A 12,979-nucleotide genomic window follows, 5' to 3' on the forward strand; every position below is an offset into this window, starting at 1 on the left:
AACTTTGTTTTCAGACTCATTTTTGGTTTACACTAGCTAGAAAATCTGCTATAATACTAGCTAGGAAAGAAAGTCTTATGGCGTTCTTCAGCGAGCTTGGGGTAGTGGGAGCCAAGTAGAACAAGGTAAGAAACTGGCGCTTTCTGTCGTATTTTTAAAAACAATGAAGTAATAAATTAGGGTGGAACCGCGTTTCAGACGCCCCTAGGTTAAATCAACCTAGGATTGTCGGATGCGGTTCTTTTGTTTATTCAGCCTATGTGTGTAAAAGAAAGGAGAGTCGTGGATAACCTTTATCTTGTAAAAGATGATAGCCAACTAGTTGCATTTCGTGATTTTGTATTAAGAAATACTGAAAAGTTGGAGGCTTATCAATCTTTTTTAAAGAATGAACTTGCAGTCTACGATTTACCGCAAGCCATCATTTGGTCAGGTTTTAATGCTGCTACACAGATTATTAGGGAAATTCCTGTTCCTGCCTATACAAATAATAGACGAATGGTTATGACGCCTGATTTAACTGTTTGGAAAGAGCTGTATTTGTATCAGTTGATGGACTACGAGTGTTCTCAGCAAACTCAAGCAATAGAAAGTCACTATCATTCTTTATCTGAAAATTTCCTCTTACAGATTGTAGGACATGAGTTAGCTCATTGGTCGGAGCATTTTTCAGATGATTTTGATGGTTACGACTCTTACATCTGGTTTGAAGAAGGGATGGTTGAATATATTAGTCGCAAGTATTTCTTGACAGAAGAGGAATTTCAAGCGGAAAAAATTTGTAATCAATCTCTCGTAGAACTTTATCAGAAGAAGTATGGTTGGCATTCATTGAATGATTTTGGTTCCTCTACTTATGATAAGAACTATGCAAGTATTTTTTACGAATACTGGCGTAGTTTTTTGACAATAGATAAGTTGGTAGAAAATCTAGGTAGTGTACAAGCGGTCTTCGATTCTTATCATCTATGGGCAAACACAGATAAAACTCTTCCCTTATTAAATTGGTTTGTTCAGCAGAAATTAATTGAAAAAGAAATATAAAAACTAAAGGAGTATTCAATGTCTAAGAAATTAACATTTCAAGAAATTATTTTGACTTTGCAACAATTTTGGAATGACCAAGGTTGTATGCTTATGCAGGCTTATGATAATGAAAAAGGTGCGGGGACAATGAGTCCTTACACTTTCCTTCGTGCTATTGGTCCTGAGCCATGGAATGCGGCTTATGTAGAGCCATCACGTCGTCCTGCTGACGGTCGTTATGGGGAAAACCCTAACCGTCTCTACCAACACCACCAATTCCAAGTGGTTATGAAGCCATCTCCATCAAATATCCAGGAACTTTACCTTGAGTCTTTGGAAAAATTGGGTATCAACCCTTTGGAACACGATATCCGCTTCGTTGAAGATAACTGGGAAAATCCATCGACTGGTTCTGCTGGTCTCGGTTGGGAAGTTTGGCTTGATGGTATGGAAATCACTCAGTTCACTTATTTCCAACAAGTTGGTGGATTGGCAACTGGACCTGTGACTGCGGAAGTTACCTATGGTTTGGAGCGTTTGGCTTCTTACATCCAAGAAGTGGACTCTGTCTATGATATCGAGTGGGCTGATGGTGTAAAATACGGAGAAATCTTTATCCAGCCTGAGTACGAGCATTCAAAATATTCATTTGAAATTTCGGACCAAGAAATGTTGCTGGAAAACTTTGATAAGTTTGAAAAAGAAGCTGGTCGTGCCTTGGAAGAAGGCTTGGTTCACCCTGCCTATGACTATGTTCTCAAATGTTCACACACCTTTAACCTGCTTGATGCGCGTGGTGCCGTATCTGTAACAGAGCGCGCAGGCTATATCGCCCGTATCCGTAACTTAGCCCGTGTCGTAGCTAAAACCTTTGTTGCAGAACGCAAACGCCTAGGCTACCCACTTTTGGATGAAGCAACACGAGCTAAACTCCTAGCAGAAGACGCAGAATAAAGAGAGTGACGGTTTACGAAAATGGGCGAACAGAGTGAGCCTTGATCCAGTTGCCGCAGTGATGAAGGTATCCTTAGTGAAGCTAAGGATACTAGGCAAAATTGGAGACTTTCGGCTCCAATTTTAGCAATGAAACAACGAAGTTGGTTGCTTGCGTGCCAATCACATAAGGCAAACTGGAAAATAAAAAGATACTTTTCGGAGAAAAAACATGACAAAAAACTTATTAGTAGAACTCGGTCTTGAAGAGTTACCAGCCTACGTAGTAACTCCAAGCGAAAAACAACTAGGTGAAAAAATGGCAGCCTTCCTCAAGGAAAACCACCTGTCTTTTGAAGCTATTCAAACCTTCTCAACACCACGTCGTTTGGCTGTTCGTGTGACTGGTCTTGCAGACAAACAGTCTGATTTGACAGAAGATTTCAAGGGTCCAGCAAAGAAAATCGCCTTGGATAGTGATGGAAACTTCACCAAAGCAGCTCAAGGATTCGTCCGTGGAAAAGGGTTGACAGTTGAAGATATTGAATTCCGTGAAATCAAGGGTGAAGAATATGTCTATGTTACCAAGGAAGAAGTGGGGCAACCAGTTGAAGCCATTGTTCCAGGTGTAGTAGGCGTCTTGAAGTCACTGACATTCCCTGTCAGCATGCACTGGGCTAACAACACCTTTGAATACATCCGCCCTGTACACACTTTGACAGTTCTCTTGGACGAGCAAGAGTTTGACTTGGATTTCCTTGATATCAAGGGCGATCGTGTGAGTCGCGGTCATCGTTTCTTGGGACAAGAAACCAAGATTCAGTCAGCATTGAGCTACGAAGAAGATCTTCGTAAGCAGTTTGTAATCGCAGATCCACGTGAACGTGAGCAAATGATTGTTGACCAAATAAAGGCCATCGAAGCTGAGCATGGTGTACGTATCGAAATTGATGCTGATTTGCTCAATGAAGTCTTGAACTTGGTTGAATACCCAACTGCCTTCATGGGAAGTTTTGATGCCAAATACCTTGAAGTTCCAGAAGAAGTTTTGGTGACTTCGATGAAAGAACACCAACGTTACTTTGTTGTTCGTGATCAAGACGGTAAACTCTTACCAAACTTCATTTCAGTTCGTAACGGAAACGCAGAGCATTTGGGAAATGTCATCAAGGGAAATGAAAAAGTTTTAGTTGCGCGTTTGGAAGACGGAGAATTCTTCTGGCGTGAAGACCAAAAATTGGTGATTTCTGACCTTGTCGAAAAATTAAACAATGTCACCTTCCACGAAAAGATTGGTTCCCTTCGTGAACACATGATTCGTACGGGGCAGATTGCCATTCTCTTGGCAGAAAAAGCTGGTTTGTCAGTGGATGAAACAGTTGATCTAGCGCGTGCAGCAGCCATTTACAAGTTTGACTTGTTGACGGGTATGGTTGGTGAGTTTGATGAACTCCAAGGAATTATGGGAGAGAAATATGCTCTTCTTGCTGGGGAAACTCCAGCAGTCGCAGCAGCCATTCGTGAACACTACATGCCGACATCTGCTGACGGAGAACTTCCAGAGAGCAAGGTTGGGGCAGTTCTAGCCATTGCAGACAAATTGGATACGATTTTGAGTTTCTTCTCAGTAGGCTTGATTCCATCAGGTTCTAATGACCCTTACGCTCTTCGTCGTGCGACTCAAGGTGTAGTTCGTATCTTGGATGCTTTTGGTTGGCACATTGCTATGAATGAGCTGATTGATAGCCTTTATAATTTGAAATTCGACAGTTTGACTTATGAAAATAAAGCAGAGGTCATGGACTTTATCAAGGCTCGTGTTGATAAGATGATGGGTTCTACTCCAAAAGATATCAAGGAAGCGGTCCTTGCAAGTTCGAACTTTGTTGTGGCAGATATGCTAGAAGCGGCAAGTGCTCTCGTAGAAGCAGGCAAGAAAGAAGATTTCAAATCGTCTGTCGAATCCCTCTCACGTGCTTTCAACCTGGCTGAAAAAGCCGAAGGAACTGATACTGTTGATCCTGCTCTCTTTGAGAATGAAGAAGAGAAAGCCTTGGCAGAGGCAGTAGAATCATTAGTTTTATCAGGAACTGCAAGTCAGCAATTAGAACAACTCTTTGCGCTTAGCCCAGTTATTGATGCTTTCTTTGAAAATACTATGGTAATGACCGACAATCAAGATATTCGTCAAAATCGTTTGGCAATCTTAGCGCAATTAACCAAGAAAGCAGCTAAACTTGCACGTTTCAACCAAATTAATACTAAATAAACTCAGTCAAACGGACTGTATCTTATCACAAAGGAGAAGAAATGGACCCGAAAAAAATCGCTCGTATCAATGAGCTTGCTAAAAAGAAAAAAACAGAAGGCTTAACTTCTGCTGAAAAAGTGGAACAAGCTAAACTTCGTGAGGAGTACATCGAAGGCTATCGTCGTTCTGTTCGTCACCACGTCGAGGGAATAAAAATTGTGGACGAGGAAGGAAATGACGTCACACCAGAAAAACTACGTCAGGTACAACGTGAAAAAGGTTTACACGGCCGTAGTTTAGATGATCCTAACTCATAAAACGAAAGGGGGTTGTAGATGATTTACAAGCCCCTTTTCTGTTGAAATAAAAAAGAAGGAGCCAAATGGCTCCTTTTTGGTTTCTTAGTTGCTTGCACCAGAAGTAGCGTCTGCGTCACCACCGTGGCTTCTAGCGTCACCTGAATCAGAAGCGCCAGAAGTAGCATCAGCGTCTCCATGACCTCCAGCAGCAGGAGCGAAAGGTCCGCTACCACCCACCAAACGTTGACCCGTTTCTTTTAGGTACCAGTCAAGCCATGGTTGGAAGTTAAAGACAATTTCATTGATTCCAGCGTATGATCCATCAGGATAGTACATTGCTTGGTAGTTGTGGGTGTTGATGACACCTGCTGGAGAACCCGGAACGATCGTACGAACGTATTCTTGGTTTCCGTTGCGAAGTGTTCCGATAACCCACTCTACGTTCTTCATACGTGCTGGTGGAAGAGAACCATGAACAGTCGACATACGGCTACCTGATTGAGGTGGTACACGTTTAGCGAACATAGTGTCTGGATCTTGGTGAGCGTTGTTGTAGTAGAGGAATTGGTTGTTGTCGTCAGCGTATGTCAATTCAAATGGCATAGCTTTCAAGAACATATCAATTTGGTTAACGGTCAAGATACCGTGGTCCAATTTGACATAGGTATCACCAGAAACAGCGCCAGTGATTGCTGCAACTTTTTCTACCCATTCTGGATCGTCAGGATCAACTTCTGTAATGGTTGTAGCAATTGGTTTTCCACAATCCAAGTCTTCTGGTTCGATTGGTTTTGGTTTTTTCAATTTCGAAACGACTCCTACGTATTTTACAAAGTTATCTAAGCAAGTTTCAAGGAATTTAACAGTGCCTTCGTTGGTGATATTTCCGTTGTTATCAAAAGCTTCTTTGGCTTTACCAAGAAGGAACTCATTTCCTGGAAGTGTGTAGGCATTGACACCTGGAGCGTCAAGTATCTTACGAAGGTGAACTTGGGCACGTGATGTTCCTTGGTCATAGTATGATGCACCCACAATCATAACAGGTTTGTTTTCAAATGGATGAACTTCGTATGAAAGCCATTCAAGTACAGATTTAAGTGAAGCTGAGATAGTGTGGTTGTGCTCAGGAGTAGCGATAATAACACCATCAGCACGTGTAATCTTGTTATACAAGAAACGCAATTGGAAGCTTTCGTCCCATTTTTCGTCTTGGTTAAACATTGGAACTTCGTCGATTTCAAGGACTTCTAATTCAAATTTGAATTTGAAATTGCGACGAATAAATTCCAAGAGTTTGCGGTTATATGATTGATCGTAGTTTGATCCAACAAGTCCAACAAATTTCATTCTTTCGGTCTCCTATCTTACAAATTTTCCCAGTCAAATTCTTCAGCATCTTTGCGAAGCAATTCTTGTGCATTGCGCAATTTTTCAGTAATTTTCACAAAGATACGGAAGTCATCAAAGATGGCATCCAATTTCTTGATGACGTCAAGGTCAACCAAGTCGCCACTTGGGTTAAATGCTTGAAGAGAGTGTGAAAGCAAGAATTCATCTGGTAGAACATTTGCCTTGATTTCAGGAGCATTCAAGATTTGACGAAGTTGCAATTGGGCACGAGATGAACCAAGTGTACCATAGGAAGCACCAGTGATCATGATTGGTTTGTTCAAAAGTGGGTAGATACCGTAAGATAGCCAAGCAAGAGCGCTCATCAAAACTGCAGGGATAGAGTGGTCGTACTCAGGAGTACCGATAATCACACCATCAGCCTCTTCAATTTTAGCTGCAATCTCAAGAATTTCAGCTGGAAGTTGCTTATCTGCAGGTTTGTTGAAAACAGGGATATCCTTGATTTCAACGAGTTCAATTTCAGCTTTATCAGCAAAGTGTTTTTGCATGTATTGGAGCAATTGGCGGTTTGTAGAACGTTTAGAGTTCGTTCCAACAATGGCAGTAAGTTTTAGCATGAGATTTCCTTTCTCTTTTTACATAATACAATTTTGAAGGCCTGAAGAACATGCAAGGCGTCCCTCTTTGTCGATGAGGATGGCTTCAATACCATCTATATTTTCGACTTGCCAGAGGATAGAAGCGCTTCGTTCTCCGAAAAGGCGTGTTGTCCATATCTCACCATCAACGGATTTATCAGAGACAATCGTTAGGCTAGCGAGATCGGTTTCGACAGGAAATCCTGTCTCACTATCAAAGATATGGTGATAGTCTTTTCCATCTACTGTCAGGTGGCGTTCATAGATACCTGAAGTGACAACGGATTTGTTAGAAGCAGGGATCGTTAGGAGATGATTGCCACGAGGATTTCGCGGATCTTGAATCCCAATCTGCCAGGCATTCCCTTCTTTGGCTTGGTTATTCCCGATGGTGAGGATATTTCCTCCGAGATTAATCAAGGCAGAGGTGACACCGTGTTCTTTCAAATACTGGGCAACCTTATCTGCACTATAGCCCTTGGCTAAGCAACCTAAATCAAGCTTCATTCCTTTTTTCTCTAAAAAGACAGTAGAGCTAGTCGGATCCAACTTGATAAAATGCGGGTCAACTAGAGATAAGACAGCTTCGATTTCTTTAGAGTCTGGAAGCCGTGCATCTGCAAATCCGATTCGCCAGGTTTGAATCAAGGGGCCAATGCTGATATTGAGATGGCTAGATGGAGCTAGGCTATGCTCTAACCCAAGAGCAATCAGTTCAAATAAGTCAGGATGGACCTTAACAGGTTTGATTCCAGCCTGGTAGTTGATTTCCATCAGTTCGGATTCTTGACTGTTGGCGTTAAAGCGGTATTCGAGCTCTTTGAGCAAATCAAAGGCTCCTTGAAGTAGGCAATCAGCCTGTTCATCTACTAATGAAATCGTGATAGTTGTTCCCATTAGCCGTTCAGAACGTGAATGAAGAGGCAAGCTACCAGCTCCTTTCTCTTTATAGGAAATCATTCAATATAAGGTCGTTAAAGAAAAATTAAACCCCTTACATTTTCTTTCCATGTATCTAGCATATCATAAAGTCAGCGTTTTCACAAATGAATTTTGACAAAAAGTCAAGAAATATGCTCAAAATTAATATGAAAACGATAGAAAAATAAGGTTTGTTAATATTAAGTGTATTTTTTTCTGAAAAAAAGAGAATTCTGAGCAAATACCTTGTAAACGCTAACAGTAAATGATATACTAGAAAGGTAAATCAAAAATTAAAGGTAGGAATTTTTCTATGAGTAAAATCGTTGTAGTTGGTGCTAACCACGCTGGTACAGCTTGTATTAATACGATGTTGGACAACTTCGGACATGAGAACGAAATCGTAGTGTTTGACCAAAACTCAAATATTTCATTCCTTGGTTGTGGAATGGCGCTTTGGATCGGGGAACAAATTGATGGCCCAGAAGGTCTCTTCTACTCTGATAAAGAAAAGTTGGAAGCAAAAGGTGCTAAAGTTTACATGAACTCACCAGTTCTTTCAATTGACTACGATAACAAAGTTGTGACTGCAGAAGTTGAAGGTAAAGAACACAAAGAGTCTTATGACAAATTGATCTTTGCAACTGGTTCAACTCCAATCTTGCCTCCAATCGAAGGTGTTGAAATCGTTAAGGGCAACCGCGAATTCAAAGCAACTCTTGAAAATGTACAATTTGTTAAATTGTACCAAAACGCTGAAGAAGTTATTGAAAAACTTGAAGACAAGAGCAAACACCTTGAGCGCATTGCCGTTGTTGGTGGTGGTTACATCGGTGTAGAACTTGCCGAAGCTTTCGAGCGTCTTGGAAAAGAAGTGGTGCTTGTCGATATCGTAGACACTGTCTTGAACGGTTACTATGATAAAGATTTTACACAAATGATGGCGAAGAACTTGGAAGACCACAACATCCGCTTGGCTCTTGGTCAAACAGTTAAAGCCATCCAAGGTGATGGAAAAGTTGAACGCTTGGTAACAGACAAAGAAACATTTGATGTAGATATGGTGGTTCTTGCTGTTGGTTTCCGTCCAAACACAGCTCTTGCTGACGGTAAGATTGAACTTTTCCGCAATGGTGCCTTCCTTGTAGATAAGAAACAAGAAACATCTATCCCAGGTGTATACGCTGTTGGTGACTGCGCAACTGTTTATGACAATGCTCGTAAAGATACAAGCTACATCGCTCTTGCATCTAACGCTGTACGTACTGGTATCGTTGGTGCTTATAACGCTTGTGGACATGAATTGGAAGGAATCGGAGTTCAAGGATCAAACGGTATCTCTATCTACGGTCTTCACATGGTTTCAACTGGTTTGACTCTTGAAAAAGCCAAAGCTGCAGGCTATAATGCAACTGAAACTGGCTTTAACGATCTTCAAAAACCAGAATTTATCAAACATGACAACCACGAAGTTGCCATCAAGATTGTCTTTGACAAAGACAGCCGCGAAATCCTTGGTGCACAAATGGTGTCACATGATGCTGCTATCAGTATGGGAATCCACATGTTCTCACTTGCTATCCAAGAGCATGTAACCATTGATAAATTGGCTTTGACAGACCTATTCTTCTTGCCACATTTCAACAAACCATACAATTACATCACAATGGCTGCACTTACAGCTGAAAAATAAAATTTGATGAACTATCTGGCCTTAAGTTAAGGTCAGATAGTTTTTTTAATCCATCTGTACCCAGACAATTATTGTTTTTCTATCTTGTACTTCATTCTAATCTGGCTTAAAATGAAATGGTAGCTACCAATACAAATGATGAGGATTAAGAAATGACTGAAAATCGTTATGAACTAAATAAAAACTTGGCACAGATGCTCAAAGGTGGGGTTATCATGGACGTTCAGAACCCTGAACAGGCTCGTATCGCAGAGGCTGCTGGTGCGGCAGCTGTTATGGCCTTGGAACGGATTCCAGCTGATATTCGTGCAGCTGGTGGAGTTTCTCGTATGAGTGATCCAAAGATGATTAAGGAAATCCAAGAAGCGGTCAGTATTCCAGTGATGGCCAAGGTCAGAATCGGGCATTTTGTTGAAGCTCAGATTTTAGAGGCTATTGAGATTGACTATATCGATGAGAGTGAAGTGCTGTCTCCAGCAGACGATCGTTTCCATGTGGACAAGAAAGAATTCCAAGTTCCTTTTGTCTGTGGAGCTAAGGATTTGGGTGAAGCCTTGCGTCGTATCGCTGAGGGAGCTTCCATGATTCGGACAAAAGGAGAACCGGGTACAGGAGATATCGTCCAAGCCGTTCGCCATATGCGTATGATGAATCAAGAAATTCGCCGCATTCAAAACCTCCGTGAAGATGAGCTCTATGTGGCTGCCAAGGACTTGCAAGTCCCTGTTGAATTAGTCCAATACGTCCACCAACATGGAAAATTACCAGTTGTCAACTTCGCAGCCGGAGGTGTGGCAACACCAGCAGATGCTGCGTTAATGATGCAATTGGGGGCAGAGGGCGTCTTTGTCGGTTCAGGTATTTTCAAGTCAGGCGATCCTGTTAAACGAGCAAGTGCTATTGTTAAAGCCGTAACCAACTACCAAAATCCTCAAATTTTGGCTCAAATCTCTGAAGACCTAGGGGAAGCTATGGTTGGAATTAATGAGAATGAAATCCAAATTCTCATGGCTGAGCGAGGAAAATAGATGAAAATTGGAATATTGGCCTTGCAAGGTGCCTTTGCAGAACATGCAAAAGTGTTAGATGAATTAGGAGTCACTAGTGTTGAAATCAGAAATCTAGAGGATTTTCAGCAACATCAGAGTGACTTGTCCGGCTTGATATTACCTGGCGGTGAGTCTACAACCATGGGCAAGCTCTTGCGTGACCAGCAAATGTTGCTTCCTCTAAGAGAAGCTATTCTCAATGGCTTACCAGTCTTTGGAACTTGTGCGGGCTTAATCTTGCTAGCTAAGGAAATCACTTCTCAGGAAGAAAGTCATCTAGCGACTATGGACATAGTAGTTGAGCGTAATGCCTATGGGCGCCAACTAGGAAGCTTCTATACAGAGGCAGAATGTAAGGGAGTCGGTCAGATTCCCATGACTTTTATCCGTGGACCGATTATCAGTAGTGTTGGAGAGGGTGTAGAAATTCTAGCAACAGTTGATAATCAAATCGTTGCTGCGCAAGAACAGAATATGCTGGTAACCTCTTTTCATCCAGAATTGACAGATGATGCTCGCTTGCACCAGTACTTTATCAATATGTGTAAAGAAAAAAGTTGAGAAAAGATTCTCAACTTTTTTACATGTAATAAACAATGGCAATATATTGGAGTGCAGACGCAGCTAGGATAAAGAGATGCCAAATCATGTGGAAATAAGGTTTTTTCTTAGCGTAAAATCCAGCTCCAACTGTATAACAGAGTCCGCCAGTTACCATGAGACTCCAGAAAATTGGTGTTGTTTGACTGATAATGGCAGGAATGATAGCCAGAACCAACCAGCCCATAATCAGGTAAAGGGCAAGGCTGAATTTCTCATTGACCTTTTTAGCAAAGATTTTATAGAGGATGCCAAAGATGGTCGTTCCCCACTGAATGGCAATGATCAGATAGCCAAACCAGTTATTCATCAAAGTCAATACGACCGGCGTATAAGAGCCTGCGATAGCCACGTAAATCATAGAATGGTCGATGATTCGCAAGACGTATTTGTGGGTCGAACCATAGGCCATAGAATGGTAAATGGTTGACGAAAGAAACATGAGAAAGAGACTGATAACAAAGATTGAAACACCAAAAGATGATAAAAATCCGTGTGCTTCATAACTATAGGTGGATGAAATGGGGAGTAAGATGAGCATGATAACTGCACCCACAGCATGGGTCACACTATTGGCGATTTCTTCTCCAAAACTGAGTTTTTTACTGAGTTTTAAGCTGGTATTCATTGGATTTCCTCCTCTTCTTTACTAAGGATTAAGTCTAGAGTTTGATGATAGAGTTTAACAGTTTGGCAGCTGGTTTGAATAATAGGATTCTCTGGATCGATCCCATGGTTCATGTAGTCCACAAAAGCATCGTAGAGCTGGTCTGAGCTTGCATAAGTGTGTAGAGTATTCAGTGTCTGAGCGATTTCTTGGATCGAAAAGACAGATTTGAGAGTAGTGATAGCAATCAAACGTGCAATCTGTTTGCGTTGGTATTTTTTCTTGTCTGGCTTTGTCAGGTAACCATGTTTGACATAGTTATTGACCATAGATGCGGTTAGGCCCTTTTCTTTATCTGGAGAGATAGGGGCGCAGACTTGATTGACATAAAGTAAAACCTGATCCAGATAGAGGTCAATGATTGGAATGTCTTCCCATTTTGGGTAGGAAAAGTTAGAATTCATTTCCAACTCCTTTTTATCTAGTTTTGATAACTAGATTATAAAATAATAAAAAACAAAAGTCAAGTTTCAACTGCTTGTAGAAAGCTTTAAATTATGCTATGATGAGAGAAACTAGTTAGAAATGAGGGGAAAAGATGGAGATTCGTTTAGCTTTTCCAAACGAAGTAGATGCGATTATGAAGGTGATGGAGGATGCTAAAAAGTGCTTAGCTGAGTCTGGTAGTGACCAGTGGCAAAATGGCTATCCAAATATCGACATCATTATCGATGATATCATCTCAGGTCAAGCCTATGTGGCCTTGGAAGAAGGAGAACTACTAGCCTATGCTGCTGTGACTAAGAGTCCAGAGAAAGCCTATGAAGCCATTTATGAAGGAAGTTGGCAGGGGGGAGAATCAGAATATCTGGTCTTTCACCGTATCGCTGTGGCAGCAGATGTCCAAGGACAAGGTGTTGCTCAGACTTTCCTAGAAGGATTGATTGAAGGATTTGATTACCTAGATTTTCGTTCAGATACGCATGCAGAAAACAAGGCCATGCAGCATATCTTTGAAAAACTTGGATTTAGTCAGGTCGGTAAGGTTCCAGTTGATGGAGAACGTTTGGCCTATCAGAAATTAAAAAAATGAAGCAGAAAAAGTACGCAAAAATGCTCTACCCGTCGCCAATTGGAACCTTATCCTTAGTTGCTGACGAGCAATATCTGTATGGAATTTGGGTACAGGACCAAACTCATTTTGAGAGGGGATTAGGAGACGAAACGATAGAAGAAGTTACTAGCCATCCTGTCCTAGACCAGGTTATTTCCTATTTAGATACCTATTTTGAAGGCAGTGTTCAGGATTTATCTGACTTACCTCTGGCTCCTATTGGAACAGATTTTGAAAAGCGGGTCTGGGCTTACTTACAGGCCATTCCTTATGGTCAAACAGTAACTTACGGACAAATAGCTCAAGACTTGCAAGTGGCTTCTGCCCAAGCGATTGGCGGAGCAGTGGGGCGTAATCCTTGGTCCATCCTCGTACCCTGTCATCGTGTGCTGGGGTCAGGCAATCGTCTGACAGGCTATGCATCGGGAGTCGAAAAGAAAGCCTGGCTCTTGCAACATGAAGGTGCAGCATTTCAAGAAAATAAAAAATAGAAAG

Annotated in this window: 14 protein-coding genes; 9 read left to right on the plus strand and 5 right to left on the minus strand. The window is 41.5% G+C overall.

Features of this window, described 5'->3' with window-relative positions:
• The first annotated feature begins 282 nt into the window (after window positions 1–282).
• From HMPREF8578_RS07955 to HMPREF8578_RS07970, 4 genes are all read left to right on the plus strand, one after another.
• Entirely contained in the window at window positions 283–1,044 is a 762-nt protein-coding gene (locus tag HMPREF8578_RS07955; protein WP_000369584.1) for a hypothetical protein, read from the plus strand.
• Window positions 1,045–1,062: 18 nt separating this feature from the next.
• Window positions 1,063–1,980 (plus strand): glycine--tRNA ligase subunit alpha, encoded by a 918-nt coding sequence (gene glyQ, locus HMPREF8578_RS07960; RefSeq protein ID WP_000038733.1) that lies wholly within the window; start codon window positions 1,063–1,065, stop codon window positions 1,978–1,980.
• Window positions 1,981–2,191: 211 nt separating this feature from the next.
• The gene (gene glyS, locus HMPREF8578_RS07965) at window positions 2,192–4,228 is read left to right on the plus strand and encodes a glycine--tRNA ligase subunit beta (RefSeq protein WP_000164730.1); all 2,037 of its coding nucleotides are present in this window, start codon (window positions 2,192–2,194) and stop codon (window positions 4,226–4,228) included.
• 41 nt (window positions 4,229–4,269) lie between these two features.
• Window positions 4,270–4,527 (plus strand): DUF896 family protein, encoded by a 258-nt coding sequence (locus tag HMPREF8578_RS07970; RefSeq protein WP_000371292.1) that lies wholly within the window; start codon window positions 4,270–4,272, stop codon window positions 4,525–4,527.
• A gap of 84 nt (window positions 4,528–4,611) precedes the next feature.
• Here HMPREF8578_RS07970 and HMPREF8578_RS07975 read toward each other — a convergent pair whose 3' ends face one another.
• The 3 genes from HMPREF8578_RS07975 to HMPREF8578_RS07985 are packed head-to-tail and all read right to left on the minus strand — an operon-like array spanning window position 4,612 to window position 7,427.
• Complete coding sequence (locus HMPREF8578_RS07975) at window positions 4,612–5,856, minus strand: NAD(P)H-dependent oxidoreductase (protein ID WP_000673673.1); 1,245 nt, start codon at window positions 5,854–5,856, stop codon at window positions 4,612–4,614.
• Between the two features lie 17 nt (window positions 5,857–5,873).
• On the minus strand, window positions 5,874–6,479 hold the full coding sequence (locus HMPREF8578_RS07980) for an NADPH-dependent FMN reductase (protein ID WP_000916259.1): 606 nt from the start codon (window positions 6,477–6,479) through the stop codon (window positions 5,874–5,876).
• A gap of 18 nt (window positions 6,480–6,497) precedes the next feature.
• The gene (locus tag HMPREF8578_RS07985; RefSeq protein WP_025168832.1) at window positions 6,498–7,427 is read right to left on the minus strand and encodes an FAD:protein FMN transferase; all 930 of its coding nucleotides are present in this window, start codon (window positions 7,425–7,427) and stop codon (window positions 6,498–6,500) included.
• Between the two features lie 307 nt (window positions 7,428–7,734).
• Here HMPREF8578_RS07985 and nox point away from each other — a divergent pair, with 307 nt between their 5' ends.
• The 3 genes from nox to pdxT all read left to right on the plus strand — a co-directional run bounded on the left by nox (window position 7,735) and on the right by pdxT (window position 10,724).
• Complete coding sequence (nox, locus tag HMPREF8578_RS07990; protein ID WP_000036761.1) at window positions 7,735–9,114, plus strand: H2O-forming NADH oxidase; 1,380 nt, start codon at window positions 7,735–7,737, stop codon at window positions 9,112–9,114.
• A 152-nt stretch (window positions 9,115–9,266) separates the two neighbouring features.
• Window positions 9,267–10,142, plus strand: a complete 876-nt coding sequence (pdxS, locus tag HMPREF8578_RS07995) for a pyridoxal 5'-phosphate synthase lyase subunit PdxS (RefSeq protein ID WP_000138522.1) — start codon at window positions 9,267–9,269, stop codon at window positions 10,140–10,142.
• Entirely contained in the window at window positions 10,143–10,724 is a 582-nt protein-coding gene (pdxT, locus tag HMPREF8578_RS08000; protein WP_000689929.1) for a pyridoxal 5'-phosphate synthase glutaminase subunit PdxT, read from the plus strand.
• Window positions 10,725–10,743: 19 nt separating this feature from the next.
• Here the strand turns inward: pdxT and trhA are convergent, their stop codons facing one another.
• Window positions 10,744–11,391, minus strand: coding sequence for a PAQR family membrane homeostasis protein TrhA (gene trhA, locus HMPREF8578_RS08005; protein WP_001097972.1), 648 nt, complete (start codon window positions 11,389–11,391; stop codon window positions 10,744–10,746).
• Window positions 11,388–11,834, minus strand: a complete 447-nt coding sequence (locus HMPREF8578_RS08010; RefSeq protein WP_001087576.1) for a DUF1836 domain-containing protein — start codon at window positions 11,832–11,834, stop codon at window positions 11,388–11,390. The genes trhA and HMPREF8578_RS08010 overlap by 4 nt, the downstream gene beginning before the upstream one ends.
• Before the next feature lie 134 nt (window positions 11,835–11,968).
• Between HMPREF8578_RS08010 and HMPREF8578_RS08015 the strand changes: the two genes are divergently transcribed.
• Both HMPREF8578_RS08015 and HMPREF8578_RS08020 read left to right on the plus strand, forming a co-directional pair.
• On the plus strand, window positions 11,969–12,463 hold the full coding sequence (locus HMPREF8578_RS08015; protein ID WP_000405819.1) for a GNAT family N-acetyltransferase: 495 nt from the start codon (window positions 11,969–11,971) through the stop codon (window positions 12,461–12,463).
• Entirely contained in the window at window positions 12,460–12,975 is a 516-nt protein-coding gene (locus tag HMPREF8578_RS08020; protein WP_000810629.1) for a methylated-DNA--[protein]-cysteine S-methyltransferase, read from the plus strand. The genes HMPREF8578_RS08015 and HMPREF8578_RS08020 overlap by 4 nt, the downstream gene beginning before the upstream one ends.
• The last annotated feature ends 4 nt before the right edge of the window (window positions 12,976–12,979 follow it).

Source organism: Streptococcus oralis ATCC 49296, from assembly GCF_000185265.1.
Lineage (GTDB): Bacteria > Bacillota > Bacilli > Lactobacillales > Streptococcaceae > Streptococcus > Streptococcus oralis_BC.

Excerpts from the sequence above, each read along its gene's own strand:
- glyQ (WP_000038733.1), top strand. The coding sequence starts at position 1,063 with ATGTCTAAGAAATTAACATTTCAAGAAATTATTTTGACTTTGCAACAA.
- glyS (WP_000164730.1), top strand. The coding sequence starts at position 2,192 with ATGACAAAAAACTTATTAGTAGAACTCGGTCTTGAAGAGTTACCAGCC.
- HMPREF8578_RS07970 (WP_000371292.1), top strand. The coding sequence starts at position 4,270 with ATGGACCCGAAAAAAATCGCTCGTATCAATGAGCTTGCTAAAAAGAAA.
- HMPREF8578_RS07975 (WP_000673673.1), bottom strand. The coding sequence starts at position 5,856 with ATGAAATTTGTTGGACTTGTTGGATCAAACTACGATCAATCATATAAC.
- HMPREF8578_RS07980 (WP_000916259.1), bottom strand. The coding sequence starts at position 6,479 with ATGCTAAAACTTACTGCCATTGTTGGAACGAACTCTAAACGTTCTACA.
- nox (WP_000036761.1), top strand. The coding sequence starts at position 7,735 with ATGAGTAAAATCGTTGTAGTTGGTGCTAACCACGCTGGTACAGCTTGT.
- pdxS (WP_000138522.1), top strand. The coding sequence starts at position 9,267 with ATGACTGAAAATCGTTATGAACTAAATAAAAACTTGGCACAGATGCTC.
- pdxT (WP_000689929.1), top strand. The coding sequence starts at position 10,143 with ATGAAAATTGGAATATTGGCCTTGCAAGGTGCCTTTGCAGAACATGCA.
- trhA (WP_001097972.1), bottom strand. The coding sequence starts at position 11,391 with ATGAATACCAGCTTAAAACTCAGTAAAAAACTCAGTTTTGGAGAAGAA.
- HMPREF8578_RS08010 (WP_001087576.1), bottom strand. The coding sequence starts at position 11,834 with ATGAATTCTAACTTTTCCTACCCAAAATGGGAAGACATTCCAATCATT.
- HMPREF8578_RS08015 (WP_000405819.1), top strand. The coding sequence starts at position 11,969 with ATGGAGATTCGTTTAGCTTTTCCAAACGAAGTAGATGCGATTATGAAG.
- HMPREF8578_RS08020 (WP_000810629.1), top strand. The coding sequence starts at position 12,460 with ATGAAGCAGAAAAAGTACGCAAAAATGCTCTACCCGTCGCCAATTGGA.